The organism is Halalkalibacter oceani, assembly GCF_023715605.1.
GTDB classification, from domain to species: domain Bacteria; phylum Bacillota; class Bacilli; order Bacillales; family Bacillaceae_D; genus Halalkalibacter; species Halalkalibacter oceani.
Genome location: NZ_JAMBOL010000001.1, coordinates 282,278 through 297,575 on the forward strand (window position 1 = coordinate 282,278; position 15,298 = coordinate 297,575).

General features: G+C 48.6%; 16 protein-coding genes. 14 read left to right on the forward strand and 2 right to left on the reverse strand.

From position 1 onward, the window contains the following. Positions 1-13 precede the first annotated feature (13 nt). The 8 genes from M3202_RS01385 (at position 14) to M3202_RS01420 (ending at position 8,596) form a co-directional block, all read left to right on the forward strand. The gene (locus M3202_RS01385) at positions 14-1,618 is read left to right on the forward strand and encodes a PucR family transcriptional regulator (protein WP_251221580.1); all 1,605 of its coding nucleotides are present in this window, start codon (positions 14-16) and stop codon (positions 1,616-1,618) included. 105 nt (positions 1,619-1,723) lie between these two features. Next, positions 1,724-2,983, forward strand: a complete 1,260-nt coding sequence (locus M3202_RS01390; protein ID WP_251221581.1) for a Zn-dependent hydrolase — start codon at positions 1,724-1,726, stop codon at positions 2,981-2,983. Next, complete coding sequence (locus tag M3202_RS01395) at positions 2,983-3,768, forward strand: dihydroorotate dehydrogenase electron transfer subunit (protein ID WP_251221582.1); 786 nt, start codon at positions 2,983-2,985, stop codon at positions 3,766-3,768. The genes M3202_RS01390 and M3202_RS01395 overlap by 1 nt, the downstream gene beginning before the upstream one ends. Then, on the forward strand, positions 3,765-4,724 hold the full coding sequence (locus M3202_RS01400; RefSeq protein ID WP_251221583.1) for a dihydroorotate dehydrogenase: 960 nt from the start codon (positions 3,765-3,767) through the stop codon (positions 4,722-4,724). Before M3202_RS01395 ends, M3202_RS01400 begins: the two co-directional genes overlap by 4 nt. Beyond that, on the forward strand, positions 4,702-6,099 hold the full coding sequence (gene allB / locus M3202_RS01405; protein ID WP_251221584.1) for an allantoinase AllB: 1,398 nt from the start codon (positions 4,702-4,704) through the stop codon (positions 6,097-6,099). The genes M3202_RS01400 and allB overlap by 23 nt, the downstream gene beginning before the upstream one ends. Before the next feature lie 109 nt (positions 6,100-6,208). Beyond that, the gene (locus M3202_RS01410; protein ID WP_349775593.1) at positions 6,209-7,483 is read left to right on the forward strand and encodes a CapA family protein; all 1,275 of its coding nucleotides are present in this window, start codon (positions 6,209-6,211) and stop codon (positions 7,481-7,483) included. Between the two features lie 74 nt (positions 7,484-7,557). After that, positions 7,558-7,764 (forward strand): hypothetical protein, encoded by a 207-nt coding sequence (locus M3202_RS01415; protein WP_251195037.1) that lies wholly within the window; start codon positions 7,558-7,560, stop codon positions 7,762-7,764. A 214-nt stretch (positions 7,765-7,978) separates the two neighbouring features. Beyond that, positions 7,979-8,596, forward strand: coding sequence for a YrrS family protein (locus tag M3202_RS01420; protein ID WP_251221585.1), 618 nt, complete (start codon positions 7,979-7,981; stop codon positions 8,594-8,596). 66 nt (positions 8,597-8,662) lie between these two features. Here M3202_RS01420 and M3202_RS01425 read toward each other — a convergent pair whose 3' ends face one another. Continuing rightward, positions 8,663-8,869, reverse strand: a complete 207-nt coding sequence (locus tag M3202_RS01425) for a DUF2536 family protein (RefSeq protein ID WP_251221586.1) — start codon at positions 8,867-8,869, stop codon at positions 8,663-8,665. A gap of 114 nt (positions 8,870-8,983) precedes the next feature. On the opposite strand from M3202_RS01425, the gene mtnN reads away from it, so the two are divergent. The 3 genes from mtnN (at position 8,984) to M3202_RS01440 (ending at position 11,732) form a co-directional block, all read left to right on the forward strand. Beyond that, the gene (gene mtnN, locus M3202_RS01430) at positions 8,984-9,679 is read left to right on the forward strand and encodes a 5'-methylthioadenosine/S-adenosylhomocysteine nucleosidase (protein WP_251221587.1); all 696 of its coding nucleotides are present in this window, start codon (positions 8,984-8,986) and stop codon (positions 9,677-9,679) included. A gap of 91 nt (positions 9,680-9,770) precedes the next feature. Continuing rightward, complete coding sequence (locus M3202_RS01435; protein WP_251221588.1) at positions 9,771-10,010, forward strand: YrhC family protein; 240 nt, start codon at positions 9,771-9,773, stop codon at positions 10,008-10,010. Positions 10,011-10,232: 222 nt separating this feature from the next. Continuing rightward, positions 10,233-11,732, forward strand: a complete 1,500-nt coding sequence (locus tag M3202_RS01440) for an MDR family MFS transporter (RefSeq protein ID WP_251221589.1) — start codon at positions 10,233-10,235, stop codon at positions 11,730-11,732. On the opposite strand, the gene M3202_RS01445 is transcribed toward M3202_RS01440, so the two are convergent. Further along, positions 11,729-12,352: an NUDIX hydrolase gene (locus tag M3202_RS01445; RefSeq protein ID WP_251221590.1), complete on the reverse strand. Its 624-nt coding sequence runs from the start codon at positions 12,350-12,352 to the stop codon at positions 11,729-11,731. The genes M3202_RS01440 and M3202_RS01445 overlap by 4 nt on opposite strands. A gap of 425 nt (positions 12,353-12,777) precedes the next feature. Between M3202_RS01445 and M3202_RS01450 the strand changes: the two genes are divergently transcribed. The 3 genes from M3202_RS01450 (at position 12,778) to M3202_RS01460 (ending at position 15,281) form a co-directional block, all read left to right on the forward strand. Further along, positions 12,778-13,482 (forward strand): DUF4397 domain-containing protein, encoded by a 705-nt coding sequence (locus M3202_RS01450; protein ID WP_251221591.1) that lies wholly within the window; start codon positions 12,778-12,780, stop codon positions 13,480-13,482. Then, positions 13,483-14,019 carry a class F sortase gene (locus M3202_RS01455; RefSeq protein ID WP_251221592.1) on the forward strand — a complete coding sequence of 179 codons (537 nt, stop codon included), beginning with the start codon at positions 13,483-13,485 and terminating at the stop codon, positions 14,017-14,019. A 113-nt stretch (positions 14,020-14,132) separates the two neighbouring features. Next, positions 14,133-15,281, forward strand: a complete 1,149-nt coding sequence (locus M3202_RS01460; protein ID WP_251221593.1) for a M20 family metallopeptidase — start codon at positions 14,133-14,135, stop codon at positions 15,279-15,281. Positions 15,282-15,298 lie beyond the last annotated feature (17 nt).

Genomic DNA, 15,298 nt, shown 5'->3' on the forward strand with positions numbered 1-15,298 from the left:
GGAGGATCGAAAAATGGCCACTTCATTGAAAAAATTACTGAAAATTGGCGGCCTGCGCCACTGTAAGGTGGTTGCCGGCCATCAAGGCCTTGAGAAAAGCGTATCTTATGTGACGGTGATGGAAGTCCCGGATATTATTAATTGGTTAAAGGGAAACGAATTGCTGCTCACGAGTTTATATCCGATTAAGGACGATCCTGCCGCCCAGCTTGAACTGATTGATCGCTTGTATGAAGTCGGGACAACGGCGGTGGCGGTGAAACCAAACCGTTTTATCGGGGCGATTCCGGACGAGATGAAAAGAAAGGCTGACGAATACGGGATGCCTCTTCTGGAAATCCCGGAGGAAATCTCCTACCTGGATATTCTCTCACCGGCCATGAATGTCATTTTCGATGAAAAGGTAGTTCTTCAAGAGGATCTCGATCAAACAAGTCACTTATTAAGTGAAATTTCCCTGTATGAAAATGGGTTAAGCAGCTTTATGGATACGTTGGCGCTGCTGACGAAAACAGAGGTTTATTTGGAGGCGTTGGCCCCTTATATTGAAGTTCCCCCGCAAAAGCATGAGCTCGCTCCTTTAACAACCCAACAAGTCAATGAATTAAAGGTTGTCCAGCGCGCTGTGCGGATGCCAAGAAGGAAGCAGGGCGAAGAACTGGAAGATTGCATTGTCTCTCCGATCATTATTGATGGGGAGTTGCAAGGGACGGTTTCAAGCTTCCATTCTCGTTCTGAATACATCGAGATGGAGCTGGCAATTTTAGAAAAGGCATCGATGCTATTGTCATTAGAGTTTCTGCGGAAAAAAGTAAAATACGACATAGAGCAGCAATATCGCAACGACTTCTTCCGTGATTTGTTTTTCAACCAATTTATTAACAAACAGGATTTGATTGATAAAGGGAAAATGTACGGCTATCAGGCGGAGGAAGCCTATGTCTGCATCTCTGTCAGCGGCAAGGAGGTGGAGGACGGCAAGCTGTTTGCTTCCGCGCTTGGCCGAATTGAAAGTGTGCTGACCCAGGTTGAGGAAGACGTCGTAGTCGGTGCCGTCCGCCATTCTTTGTACGTCCTGTTGCCCGTAAAAGGCAGAACAAAGCCGGAGCTTAAGAAAATGATCGGTCAGTTCGCGACTGGAATTAAACAAGTGGTGCAGATAGATGTGTCTCTCGGAGTCGGCCGAACGTACAGTGGAGTAGACGGATTGCGTAAAAGCTTTCGGGAAGCTGAGCAAGCGGTCGTGTTTGGTCCGGTCTTCTGGAAGGATCAGCCGATTATCTATTTCACCAATCTTGGGGCTTATCGCTTAATTGCCCTGATTGAAAACAGGGATGAACTGGAACAGTTTTATGATGAAACAGTCGGCCCGCTTGCCAAAAATGATTTGGACAGCGAATTGAATCTTGTTGAAACGCTGGAACAATATTTTAAGCATAATGAATCATTAACGGAAACGGCGAAGGATTTGTTTATTCACGTCAACACACTGAAATACCGGCTTCAGAAAATAAAAGCCATTTCAGGCTTGAACCTCCAAAAAACAGAGGAAAAGCTAATGCTGAATATGGGATTGAAAATACATCGCTATCTGGAAAGTGACTGTCGATTTAGATAGTGAAAAAATCAGATTGTTATCTAAATGAACAAAGGTTAACCACCGCTTAAAACGGAATGTATAACAGCATGAGAACAACTATGAATAAATTGAGGGTGGTTTTGCATGAATAGAATTCGAGTGGTTCAAACGTTAGAAAAAATTAGCAAAATAGGCGCCACCGCTAATGGCATGGAGCGGATTGCCTATTCTGAGGCGGAAAGACAGGCCAAGCAATTTGTGCGCGAGCAATGTGAACAGCTTGGGATGACGGTGAGAGAAGATGAAGCAGGAAATCTCATTGCCCGTAAGGAAGGCATTGACCCGTCCCTGCCGGCTGTAGCGGTCGGTTCTCATCTCGATACCGTCTATAATGGCGGGAAGTATGACGGAACGCTTGGTGTGATTGCCGGGCTGGAAATCGTCAGAATGCTGGCAGAGGAGGAAATCAATACGCTGCATCCCGTTGAACTGATTGCCTTTGCTTGTGAGGAATCGGCGCGATTTAATGCTTCAACGCTCGGCAGTAAAGCAATGACAGGTTTTCTTGATTTGGATTCGCTTCGGTCCTTGAAGGATAAGGATGATCGTTCAATCCAAGAAGTAGTAGCAGAGCAGGGGCTGGAATTTGAGTCCATGACGAACGCGGCCCGGAGCAAAGAAGATATTAAAGTCTTTCTTGAGCTTCATATTGAACAGGGCAGTAAATTAATCGATCGTAACAAGACGATCGGCGTTGTGACAGGGATTGCCGCCCCAATGCGACTATCACTTACCATTGACGGAAAAAGCTCTCACTCGGGTACAACAGGGATGAAGAACCGGAGCGATGCCTTTTTGGCAGCGGCCGAATTGTCACTGATTGTGGAAAAAGCAGCACTTGCCGAAGAGCAGTATGAAACGGTCGCAACCGTGGGTGTTGTCGATGTTTTGCCTGGGGCTATGAATGTCGTCCCGGGGAAAGCATCGCTCAAGATTGACATCCGCAGCACGAATGGGGAATCAAGAAAGCGCGTCCTTGCCGCGATTAAGCAGGAAATCGAAAGAGTGGAGCAGTCACGCAACGTAAAGGTGACGATTGATTGGCAAACAGAAGAAGAGCCGGTGATGATGGATGAGATGCTCGTCAAGAAAATGGCGACCATTTGTGAAAACCGGCGTATCCCCTATTCCTTTTTGCCAAGCGGGGCGGGCCATGACTCGATGTACATGGCGAAACGCTGGCCGACTGCACTGCTGTTTGTTCCTTCCGTTGACGGTCTGAGCCATCACCCGGATGAATTTACAGAGGCTGGCGATATCATGACAGGCATTGGTGTCATGAAGGAAGCTGTTTTAGCGTATGCCATTGAAGTTAACAACAAGAGTAAAAGGAGAAAAGCATAATGAAAGCACAACAAGTCACGATCCTGACAAATGTACAAGTGAGTGAACGCTATTGGCATATGACAGTCGATACGAGTGAAATCGCCGAGAAGGTGCATCCGGGCCAGTTTTTTAATATTCTTTGTGAACAAAGCGTCTATCCTTTTTTAAGAAGACCGCTCAGTGTGTACCGCATTGATGATGAGGCAAATACGCTTGAATTTCTCTACCTCGTAAAAGGACTCGGCACAACAAAAATGACAGAATTCAAGGCAGGCGAGAAGATTGATATCTTCGGTCCACTTGGGGTCGGCTTTGATCTGAAGGAGGAGTACGAATCAATTTTGCTGCTGGCCAGAGGGGTAGGAGTCGCGACGTTGGCAGCACTCGCCTTTGAGGCGGCACAAAAGGGGAAGAAGGTTCATGCGATTCTCAGTGCTCGCAGTGAAAATGATTTGCTTGCTGCTGATTTTCTTGAAGGGCTTGGCGTGAGCGTCTATAAAGTAACGGATGAATCAGGCACGAGCGATGTTGAAAAAGTCGAAGCGTTGATCGGGAACATTATGGGCGCTCAGGCGATTGACGCTCTGTACACATGCGGCTCAAAGCGGCTGTCCCGCCTGATGCAAAGACTGGCGATCAAGCATCAGCTTCCGGGAGAAATTGCGCTTGAAGAGCATATGGGCTGCGCAATGGGCGTCTGCTTTGCCTGTGTTTGTGATATTCGGGAAGGCGATGATGTGAAAAGTGTCCGCGTCTGCCATGAAGGGCCTGTTTTCCCGTTAGAAAAGGTGGTGTTAGCATGACCGAATTAAAATTAGCAGTTGATATTGGCGGCCTAACATTAAAAAATCCGATCATGCCGGCATCGGGTGCGTTCGGTCCTGAGATGGATAAGATCATCGACTTTAATCAGCTTGGCGCGCTTGTGCCAAAGAGCATCACGATTGAAGCAAGACCGGGAAATGCAACGCCGCGCGTTTGTGAAACAACGGCAGGAATGATTAATTCAATCGGGATTCAAAGCAAGGGAATTGAGTATTACATGGAGCATTATGTACCTTATTACGCCCAGTTTGATACGCCGCTTATTGCCAGCCTTTCAGCCGGCTCGGTCGATGAGTTTGCTGAATTGGCTGACATCCTTGCTGCCGATAGCCGGATTGATGCGCTTGAACTAAACATTTCCTGTCCGAATTTAAAAGGAAATGGTCTGGCGTTCGGAATGGATGCCGACTTAACGTATAAGCTCGTCCAGAAAGTACGCGCTGTTACGGATAAACCGATTATCAGCAAGCTGACGCCAAATGTGACAAGCATTCAGGAGATCGCTAAAGCGGCAGAGGCAGGCGGCAGTAATTCTTTAAATGTAGCCAATACGCTGCTGGCGATGGCGATCGATGTAGAGACAAGAAAGCCGAAGATCGGCAATGTAATGGGAGGTCTCTCCGGTCCGGCGGTTAAACCGATTATCGTCCGCCTGATTTACCAAGTGGCGCAGGCGGTTAACATTCCGATTATCGGCTGTGGCGGAGTCGCAACGGCCGAGGATGCGATTGAAATGATGCTTGCCGGAGCGAGCGCGGTTCAGGTCGGTACGGCAAGCTTCATTCAGCCGACAGCGATGATCGATATTTTGCGGGATGTCAAAGCCTACATGGAGCGTCATCATATTCCAGATATTCAGGAGTTAATTGGTCAGGTTCACATTCAAAAAGAGATAAAGGAAGTGGAGCTAAATGAAATGGGACTTAGTTATTAAAAACGGTACGGTTGTCACAAATCAGGAAGAGTTTCGCGCGAATCTTTTTATTAAAGACGGGATCATTCAGGCCGTTACCGCTGAGGAGCTGCCTGGTGAAGCGGCGGATACGATCGATGCTGCCGGGAAATATGTATTCCCGGGCTTTATGGATACCCATGTACATTCCCGTGATCCTGGTGCAACCTACAAGGAAGATTTCTATCATTCCTCCTTGGCGGCAGCGGCCGGCGGAATTACAGCCGTCTTTGAAATGCCGAACACAAATCCGCCGATTAACAATCCTGAAAACTTTCAAAAGCAGGTCGACAATTTAGCAAGCAAAGCCTTTGTCGATTATGGCATCTGGGCGATTTGTCTCGGGCATTTAAATCTTGATAAGCTTTCTTCTCTGCATGAAGCGGGTGTGATTGGCTTTAAGTTTTTCTGGGGATATGCCGTCCATGCGAAAACGTATCAGCTGATGTATAACTACAAAACGGGGATGGAAGATGTCATTCCACCATTCGGCGACGGCGATGTCTATGACATGTTTGTCGAAGTCGCGAAAACAGGCCAGATGCTGGCGATTCATGCTGAGAACAATGATTTGATTCAGCATTTAACAAATAAAGTCGAAGCGCGCGGCGGTCGCACTTACGAGGATCTGCTTGAAGGACGTCCTAATTTGGCCGAAGAGCTCACAGTTCACTCCGGCATTGCGATGGCGAAGCAGACTGGCGCCCGTCTTCATATCCTCCATGTCAGCACGGCAGAGGCTGTTGAAGCGATCCGTCAGGCGCAGCAGGAAGGCTATCCAATTACAGCGGAAACGTGTCCGCATTATCTGTTCCTGTCGGCTGAAGATTATGATAAGGTCGGCCCGCAGATGAAGGTTTATCCTCCTGTTAAATATAAGAAGGATCAGGAAGCGTTGTGGGAAGGCATTAAGGATGGCACGATTTCCTTTGTCTGCTCAGACCATGCTCCGCATACCGAGGAGGAAAAAGACGGCGATCTCTGGTCGATTCCGGCAGGCATGTGCGGGGTAGAGACGCTTGCCCCGTTAATGCTTGACGCCGCGGCGAAAGGCACGATTTCCCGCACGGATGTCACGAGCCTGCTCGCGGAAGCGCCGGCAAAGCTGTTCGATATTTATCCGAAGAAAGGCTCTTTACGTGTCGGAACGGATGCTGACATTACAATCGTTGATATGGAGCAGGAATATACGCTGCGACGCGAAGCTTTGCATAGCAAAAGCAAAGTAACCGCTTATGACGGTTTTGAGGTGAAGGGCAAGCCGGTTTATACGATCGTCCGTGGCCATGTCGTGATGGCCGATGGTGAACTGACTACGACGCCGGTTGGCCAATTGATTAACCCAAGAACGATTTAACAGGCTTTGCTGACAGGCAGGTCTTAATGTAGAGGTGTCACAAAAGTCCGGGTAACGGCCTTTTGCGACAACCTCTTTTCATCATTATGTACAAAAGGAGCAGACGACAGTGCGCTTTGTAGCTACCGGAGACAGTTTTATTACGAGAAGAATGACGGAAAAAGAACAGGATCAAGACTTAATGTCGTTAATCGGCGAGGCGGACTGCCGCTTTACGAATCTCGAAGTGACAACCCATCATTACGAAGGCTACCCTTCAGCGATGAGCGGCGGTACATGGGCGATCGCGCCTCCCACCGTCCTAAGCGATTTGAAGTATTATCAATTTAACTGCGTCACATGGGCGAATAATCATACATTGGATTATTTGTACGGCGGGCTTGAGGCAACGGAACGCTATTTGGACGAGGCTGGTTTCGTTCATGCCGGTGTCGGCAAGCATCTTGATGCGGCGGCGGCGCCAAAATATTTGGAAAGCCCTGCCGGAAGAATCGCGATCATTGGTGCCACTTCCACGTTCCACGAGTTTTGGCGAGCGGGCAAGCAGCGTGGAGACAGCCTCGGACGCCCGGGCGTCAATCCACTCCGCTATCAAACGACATTTTATTTAAATCAGAAAAATATGGAGCACCTTCAACAGGTAGCCGCTGTGACCGGCATTAATGCCGAGCATGAGTTAGCCGTCAAAGAAGGCTTCGCTCTGGCCGGCGCCCAATATAAATTCGGCGATTATTCCTTTGAGCTGAGTGAAGAAGAAGGAATGAAACGTCATTTGCATGAAGGCGATGTAAAAAGAATTAGAGCGGCGATCGCCAATGCAAAGCGTCAGGCCGACTACGTGTTAATGAGCATCCATACGCATGAAATGGGCGAGGGGCGTAAGGATGTTGCTCCTGATTTTCTCGAAGACTTCGCCCGCCTCTGTATCGATGAAGGAGCGCATGCCGTCATTGGGCATGGTCCTCATATCGTCCGCGGGATCGAAATTTATAAAAACCGTCCGATTTTCTACAGCTTGGGCAATTTTATTTTTCAAAATGACACCGTGGCAACCTTGCCGCATGACTTTTATGAACAGTATGGAATCGAAGGCGAAGCGACGGTCGCGGACGCTCTTGATATCCGCAGCGCAAATGGAACGAGAGGGCTTGGCGTTAATAAAAAAGTTTGGGAGTCCGTCGTCCCGCTCTGGGAGATGGAGGATGGCAAGCTGACAAGCTTACGTTTGCATCCGATTGAGCTCGGTTTCGGATTGCCCCGCTATGAGCGCGGCTGGCCGAAGCTGTCTGCCAATCTCGATGTTCTCTATGATTTGCAGCGTTTATCGGAGCCTTACGGGACGAAAATCACGATTAAAGACGGCGTTGGCCACGTATCTCTGTAATCCCCATTCTCTTCATGGCAAATTTATGCGATAATAGAATTCATACACAATGTCGCAAAGAATGAGGTGAGATGATGAGTAAAGTGGAAAGAGTGAGTTATTTCAGTGAGCTTTATAAGCTGATCAATTTATATTCTTACAAACGCGATCTCGTAGTCGATGAAGAAACGGCAAATTTCTTTGAAAATGTAAAAAAGTATTGCGAGCTGCTCGAGTTGGATTATGAAGCCTTAAAAAAGGAATTTGACCTGCTGGAGCCGAGTGACTTTACCGATAACTAAGACAGGGATCCGCTGACGCCCCTGGGAGGATGTATCAAAAGGTGATCAAAGCCTGCTGATGCATCCTTTTTTCGCTAAAATGACGCAAGAAAAGTAAGCCGTTGGCCGGGGATTGGCATCATGGTTAAATAGACATGGTTGTAAAGCCTACCTCGCCAATTGGAGAAAGTTCTTGTATAATACGGATGAGAGATAGGAAAAGGAGAGTGGAGTTATGCAAGGGTATCGTTTTGAGCAACGCAAAAAGCAGCGAATCAATCGGATACTAAACATAGCGATTGGGGTCGTTGTCCTTCTGATCCTTGTATTTGGAGCACAGATCTTTTTTGGATCATCTCCCTCTGAGGAAGCAGCACTTGACCAAGAGGAGTCTGTCGAGGAAGAACCAGAGCGAGAAGCCATTACTGATCCAGCTGAGCCTGTAGAACAGCCGGATGAACCGGCAGAGGAAAGAGAGCCGGTGGATCAGGAAAATGAGATAGATGAGCAAGAGAATGATAGCGACGCAGAACGCGATTTGGAACCCGTCCCGGACGGTGAATGGGAGCCGGTCGGCACATCGCAGACAGGTGAGTTCGCTCCTGATTTTACCCAAGGAAGCACAAATTGGAATGAGATGGAGAGAGCTTTGCGCTATGCAACAGGTCTTGATGAAAATATGATCGTTTGGCGTCTTGAAAATGGAGGAAGCCCTACGAGAGCGCGCGGCGTCGTCAGTGCTCCGGACAGCCAGGAACAGCCGTATGAAGTGTTTATTGAATGGGTCGATGGAAGAGGCTGGATGCCGGTTGACAAGCAGCAGCTTGCCGAAAATCCATACCGCAGAGGATAAGAACAGAAGCAATGAAAGGAAGCCCTGTTTTGGGCCTTAGAAAAAAGGTTGATAGTTACCTTTTTTCTAAGGCTCTTTGTAGTGGACTACAGCCGTGTAGACGGGCCTCTCCGTTTTTGGATGAATATGGACGCTGTGCTGGACGGAGTGGACACGCAGCAGCAATGCTTTGTTCTGTTCGATTTTGTCGTTTATCAAGGCTTCAAGTTTGGGCAGATCAAAAGCTTCATAGAATTCAATTTTGTCTCCGATACGGTCTAATTGAATCGCCATCTCTATTCTCCTTTTTCGCTATGCGTTTTTTCTTTATTATCTTAGCAAAGATGCGTGCAAATGAAAATGAAACCTGTATAATAGGTTTGATGATATGGATAAGGAGTGTTACGCGTGAGAATTGGGATTATTGGAGCGATGGACGAAGAAGTGGAATTAATCAAAGGAAAGCTGGATAATCGTCAGGATACAACGATTGCCGGATGTGAGTTTCATCAAGGGAAGCTGGACGGCACAGAAGTGGTCCTGCTGAAATCAGGGATTGGTAAAGTGAATGCGGCGGTTGGCACGACGCTTTTGATTCAGCTGTTTGAGCCGACATGCATTATTAATACAGGATCAGCCGGCGGCTTTCATGAGCAATTGAAGGTCGGCGATATTGTTATTTCAACTGAGGTGCGTTACAACGACGTGGAAGCGACCGTCTTTGGCTACGAGTTTGGTCAGGTGCCGGGAATGCCGGCTTACTACACACCGGATCAAAGGCTTGTCGAAGTGGCGCAAAAGGCGGCCGAAAAGGTTGGCATTCATGCCGTGACAGGCTTGATCGTATCCGGCGATTCGTTTATGAGCGATCATCAGCGGGTCGAGGAGTTAAAGCAGATTTTCAATCATCCTTATTGTGCGGAAATGGAAGCAGGAGCGATCGCTCAAGTTTGCTACCAATTCGGCATGCCTTTTGTTATTATCCGCTCACTGTCTGACATCGCCGGAAGCGATGCGAAAGTGTCCTATGATCAATTTCTGGAAACAGCTTCCGTCCATTCCGCGAAGCAGGTGCTGTTAATGGTCGAGGCATTGGCTGAATAATTGGTAGCGTCTCCCTCCATTAACGGAGATTACATGCGATCCTCCTGATGATTCATGATAGAATTGAAGGAGGATGGGGGGGAAGTCAGAGATGGATCAACAGCAAAAAGTATTAAAAGATAAAGTAGCAGATTATAAGCGCTTCGGCTTTATTTTAGTAGCGTTAAGCATGTTTCTTTTTATCGGCCTGCTCGTTCCGGCTCAAGGGCTCGCTTTGCATCACCCGGAGCTGTTCATTGCGGCTGTTTTTCTTACATTGGCGCTCGCCGCCTTCTTTCACCGCATTGCGATGAAAGCTGAAAAGCAATTACAGGAAGATCAACAATCATAAATCTGTCAGGCTGCTGCTTCATAAGATGAGGGGCGGCTTTTTTATTTGCCTTCAAATAAATGATCTCCGGGCATGGTCCTTCCTTTTTCTATCCCGGTTTGAAAATAGTTTCAGCGTTTGGTCAGCTTGTTAGCGAAAAGTTTTCTTTGATGGAATGCCAATTTGTATTAAAATGACAAAAGAGTCTTTGTCAGAGTAACTGTAAAAATGGGAGAGTGTGGAATGGACAAACAGAAGCGAACAAATAGACCGCTTGTCCTGGCTGCTGTCATGCTGGCGATGTTTATGGCGGCTGTGGAAGCAACGATTGTCGCAACAGCGATGCCCGGGATTGTCGCAGATCTGGGGGGCTTTTCTTTATACAGCTGGGTCTTTTCTTCCTATCTTTTAATGCAGGTTGTTGCGATTCCGTTATATGGAAAGCTGGCCGATCTTTATGGAAGAAAGCTCATTTTTTCAATCGGGATCATTATTTTTTTAATTGGTTCGCTGCTTTGTGGATTTTCTTTTACGATGGAAATGCTCATTATCAGCCGGGTTTTACAAGGGCTGGGAGCCGGGGCCGTCCAGCCAATCGCGACGACAATTGTTGGCGATATGTATACGAAGGAAGAGAGAGCCAGCATTCAGGGCTATTTGGCGAGCATTTGGGGCGTGTCGGCCATTATCGGCCCGTTGCTCGGTGCTTTTTTCATGGAGTATGTCAATTGGTCATGGGTGTTCTGGATGAACGTGCCTTTCGGGATCGTGTCGATGGGGATTGTGATCTTTTTTCTGCATGAAAGCGTGGAAAAGAAACAGAAGTCGCTTGACCTTGGCGGAGCGGCGCTCTTACTCGTTTCAATCAGCGCGCTGATGGTCGTTCTTGTTCAATTCGACGGGACGATGATTCTTTCCAAAACAGAGCTTCTCCTGCTCGTCAGTTTGTCGCTTGTCTGCCTGATCTGGTTTTTCTATCATGAGCGCCGAGTGACTGCGCCAATCGTCACCTTCTCTCTTTGGCGGCAGAAGGAAATACGGTATGCCAATTTGGCTTCCTTCACGTCAGGGGCGATGCTGATGGCCGTATCGAGCTTTTTGCCGACGTATGTCCAGGGGGTGCTTGCGCAAACTCCGCTCATCGCCGGGTTAACGTTGACGGCGATGTCAATTGGCTGGCCGATCGCCTCGACAATTGCCGGGAAAATGATGCTGAAAACCGGCTTTCGGGTTACGGCTTTAATTGGTGGTTTCGGTCTTTTAGCAGGGGCGCTCGGCTATTATTTGCTGACGGCTTTTCTGCCGAATCCGTGGTGGGCTGGTTTTAGCTCGTTTATGCTTGGGGCAGGTCTCGGTTTTTCGACAACGACATTTGTCGTGTCGATTCAGTCCAGTGTAGATTGGAAGGCGAGAGGGGAAGCGACGGCGATGAATTTATTTATGCGCCTGCTTGGCGGAGCTGTCGGGGTGGCATTATTAGGAGGCATTTTGAACAGCCGCCTTCGTGCTTTTCTTGAACGAGAAGGAGAAGCCCTTTCGATTGAACCGTCAATCGAAGCGGTTAACCGCCTGCTTGAAGCAGAAGAACGGGCCCTGCTCAGCCAAGGGGAGCAGAGCCTTCTTCAGACGGGACTCTCTTCCAGTCTGGCCGCGGTCTTTCTCGCGCTAGTGGTTCTCGCCGTCCTCAGCTTTCTCTTTATTTTGCTTCTGCCAAAGGATCAGGTGGAAAAGCAGGAAAATTAGTCCGGCCTTGTCAGATCAAGAAAGTGGGTCAAAATTCGCGCCGTCAGACCCCAAATGACGTATTGCTTATAGTAATAAAAAAATTCAGTTAGCGTGTTTGTCCGTGCCGCATACGTTCTGCTGTTTGAAATCTGGTCGAGTGGAAAATGCTCATCCGGCTCAAAATGGAGCTTCATCTCATACCGTTTTGGCTCGTATGTATACAAAAAGGAAAGAGGGACGGTAAAAATATGATCGACCTCAGCCTGATTCGGTGTAATGCTTTCGATATTTTCCAAAATAGCGGCAAATGGATAGATGATACCGCGGAATGGCGTGACAAGGATATCGAGCGGCGCGAGAGGCTTAATGTACTCTCGTTTAAGGCCGAGCTCTTCGGTAACTTCACGAATCGCCGCCAGCTGCGGGGTCGGATCATCCGAATCAATCCGTCCGCCCGGAAAGCAAATTTCTCCCGGCTGGCTGTTCAGATGATGGGCGCGTACTTCAAACAGTATCGACAATTCTCCATTTTCGTAGACGAGCGGCAAAATGACAGCGGCATTCATACTGCCTTTTTGAGTGAGCACGCTAGCTGATCTGCCAGCAAGCTTGGCTTCAATTTCAGATAGGTCTCTCATGATAATGCCTCCAGTAGGTTATCGTTATAGGAAAGTATACCACAGATTATCAGCGTTCTTAGCTGGGGATGCTTCCGGGATGAAGGGGTCTTTTCAAAATAAATGAAATTTATATGTAAGAAGATATGCCAAAGAAGCTGAAACGATGTCAGCAGTGGTGTACATTAGTATCAGGAAAGGTCATTGACCTAGCTTCCAAAATGTTCTCTCTACTCTCCCCCATTGCGAGCGATTCGTTTGTCGAATCGCTCTCTTTTTTTGCTGTAAAAATCAGCAGCTTCCTGCACTGCGAATGTGACGACACGGACCGGGCACCCGGATATGGCTGGCTGATACTTCCAGTTTTTTTCGTGCTGTTTTTGAATAGTTCAAACTTTACGAAGGGGATTCTAGTAAAGAATGTACCTTGAAAGGAGATGAAGATCATGAAAAAAGCTGGAGTTGTCGTTTTGCTGCTGCTTGTTCTGGCAGTGGGCGCTCCCGTCTATGCCGATAGTGAAGCAGAAGCACAGGCACGAGTCGTCCATGCAACACCTGATGCGCCAAAGGTCGATGTTTATCTTGATAAAGTGTTAGTCGTAAAAGCGCTTGATTTCACCGAAGCGGGGCAGTATATCTCATTAAGTCCGGGGCTGCATACTCTTTCTATTTTCCCTGAAGGAGATACGGATACCGCCTTAGTCACAGATGAGGTGACGGTGGAAGCCGGTCATCATTACACATTGGCGGCAATCGGGGAGGTTGAAGCGATGTCCATCGCCAAGCTGGTTGATGACCAAACAACCTCGGCAGGCAAAACAAAGCTTCGCGTCGCTCATTTTTCACCATTGTCACCGGCTCTTTCCGTGACGACAACTGAGGGCGAAGTACTCTTTCCTGAGCTGATTTTTCCAACGACAGCCTCTTATCTTGAAGTGACGCCCGGCTCTTATTCGTTACAAATAAAGGAGCCTGCCGCCCTGCTTGAACTGGTCGAAGCAGAATTAAAGCCAGATACGGTCTATACGGCCTTGGCAGTCGGTGCAAACGCCGCGGGAGAGGGGGTAACGGTGATTTTGCTTACTGATTATATGCCGTTGCCGGCTGAGCTGCCGAAAACGGGTCTGGGCGGCGCTTCGCCAACGATGTAAATGAAGCAGAAAACGGCTGTCCTCGCGTTCGTCTTTCTTTTCGTTTATGCCGGGAGCGGAGTAGAGGCGGCCGACCGTGAGCCGCTGTTGCTAAAGATTCCCGCCCTCTCGCTTGAGGCCGAGGTGGAAGGATTGACCCGGACGGAAATGGAAGCCCTGCCGCCAGACGGTTCAAAGGTTTTCTGGTACAAAGACGGTGTGACGCCGGGTGATCGTGGCAGTGCTGTGTTCGCTGGGCATTATGATGATTACGAAGGGCCGGCTGTGTTTTATCAGCTTGCTCAATTACAGAAGGGGGATCTCATCTATCTTGTTGATGGGGGCGGCCTCGTTTCAACCTATCAGGTCGAAGCGGTTCTGTCGTTTCCGAAAGAGGCCGGCTCCGTCGAGGACGTGTTTACCGTTAATCATGACGCCGGCTTGCAGCTTGTCACATGCTCAGGCATCTATCGGCGTTCTGATCAGACACATTCTCACCGTCTTATCGTCCAGGCGAAGAAACGCGGTAATTCCTACCCATATCAAGCTTCTTCTTAGCAGCAGCATCCCTCTCCTGCTTCTTTGCTTGCAAAATAGGCTGAAATCGCTGAAAATAAGAGGAAGACCATGCATATGATACAGATATAGCAAGCGTAGAGGGGAAACGAAAGATGGATGTTCATTCGCAGGAAAAAGAGATGCTTATATTATTGGAAAAGCTCGTAAACATAGACAGCGGTTCTTCACATAAAGCTGGCGTTGATCAAGTCGCTCAGGAGCTGATTCCATTGTTTGAGCAGCTTGGCTTTCACGTTACGACGATTTCCCAGGAAACGGTGGGCGATCATTTACGGATCATCCACCCCACTCAGCGGCAGGCTTCGATTTTAATCGTCGCCCACATGGATACGGTATTTGAGCCGGGGACGGCAAACGAGAGGCCGTTTACAATCAAAGGAACGCGTGCTTACGGGCCGGGTGTCATTGATATGAAAGCAAGTCTCGTCTCCGTCATTTATGCGCTCCGTTATTTAAAAGAAAACGGCTCAGATGCCTATCAGCATGTTGAACTGGTGTTAAACAGTGACGAAGAAATCGGCTCATCGACTTCGCGTCAGCTGATAGAGGAAGCAGCGAAAGGAAAAGCCTACGCCCTCGTAATGGAGCCGGCGCGCCGCGACGGCTCTGTCGTGACGGAACGGCGCGGTAATGGCCGCTTCACGATTGAGGTACACGGCAAGGCAGCGCACTCGGGAATCGAGCCGGAAAAAGGGCGCAGCGCGATTGAGGAGCTCGCCCATAAAATTGTCAAGCTTCACGAGCTGAATGATCATGAGCACGGGATTTCCGTTAATGTCGGCATTATCGAGGGTGGCAATGCCGTCAATACCGTCTCCGCCACGGCGATTGGTCACATTGATGTCCGCGTCGCGACGGAAGAGCAGGCCGAAGAGATGGAGCATAAAATTGAAACGATGTGCGCTTCCTCCGATGTCAGCGGCACGGAAATTGAACTGACCGGAGATATCAGCAGACCGCCAATGGTCAAAAACGAAAAAATCGCCCGCCTCTTTCAAGTCGTGAAGAAGGTAGGGGCGGAGCTTGGCATCGAGCTGAAGGATACGAAAACCGGCGGCGGTTCAGATGCTTCCTTTACCGCAGCAATGGGCATTCCAACGATCGACGGTCTCGGCCCGGTCGGCGGAAACGCCCACAGCGAAAAGGAATATTTGGACATTCCGTCCTTGACCGAGCGCACGCTATTGCTCGCCAAAGTCATTGAAAAACTTGTGGAAGACCGCAAAACAAAAAGGAGCTGATCGATTAGCTCCTTTTT

What these genes read in the sequence shown, in the direction of transcription:
- M3202_RS01385 (WP_251221580.1), top strand. Translation starts at nt 14, where the DNA reads ATGGCCACTTCATTGAAAAAATTACTGAAAATTGGCGGCCTGCGCCAC.
- M3202_RS01390 (WP_251221581.1), top strand. Translation starts at nt 1,724, where the DNA reads ATGAATAGAATTCGAGTGGTTCAAACGTTAGAAAAAATTAGCAAAATA.
- M3202_RS01395 (WP_251221582.1), top strand. Translation starts at nt 2,983, where the DNA reads ATGAAAGCACAACAAGTCACGATCCTGACAAATGTACAAGTGAGTGAA.
- M3202_RS01400 (WP_251221583.1), top strand. Translation starts at nt 3,765, where the DNA reads ATGACCGAATTAAAATTAGCAGTTGATATTGGCGGCCTAACATTAAAA.
- allB (WP_251221584.1), top strand. Translation starts at nt 4,702, where the DNA reads ATGAAATGGGACTTAGTTATTAAAAACGGTACGGTTGTCACAAATCAG.
- M3202_RS01415 (WP_251195037.1), top strand. Translation starts at nt 7,558, where the DNA reads ATGAGTAAAGTGGAAAGAGTGAGTTATTTCAGTGAGCTTTATAAGCTG.
- M3202_RS01420 (WP_251221585.1), top strand. Translation starts at nt 7,979, where the DNA reads ATGCAAGGGTATCGTTTTGAGCAACGCAAAAAGCAGCGAATCAATCGG.
- M3202_RS01425 (WP_251221586.1), bottom strand. Translation starts at nt 8,869, where the DNA reads ATGGCGATTCAATTAGACCGTATCGGAGACAAAATTGAATTCTATGAA.
- M3202_RS01435 (WP_251221588.1), top strand. Translation starts at nt 9,771, where the DNA reads ATGGATCAACAGCAAAAAGTATTAAAAGATAAAGTAGCAGATTATAAG.
- M3202_RS01440 (WP_251221589.1), top strand. Translation starts at nt 10,233, where the DNA reads ATGGACAAACAGAAGCGAACAAATAGACCGCTTGTCCTGGCTGCTGTC.
- M3202_RS01445 (WP_251221590.1), bottom strand. Translation starts at nt 12,352, where the DNA reads ATGAGAGACCTATCTGAAATTGAAGCCAAGCTTGCTGGCAGATCAGCT.
- M3202_RS01450 (WP_251221591.1), top strand. Translation starts at nt 12,778, where the DNA reads ATGAAAAAAGCTGGAGTTGTCGTTTTGCTGCTGCTTGTTCTGGCAGTG.
- M3202_RS01455 (WP_251221592.1), top strand. Translation starts at nt 13,483, where the DNA reads ATGAAGCAGAAAACGGCTGTCCTCGCGTTCGTCTTTCTTTTCGTTTAT.
- M3202_RS01460 (WP_251221593.1), top strand. Translation starts at nt 14,133, where the DNA reads ATGGATGTTCATTCGCAGGAAAAAGAGATGCTTATATTATTGGAAAAG.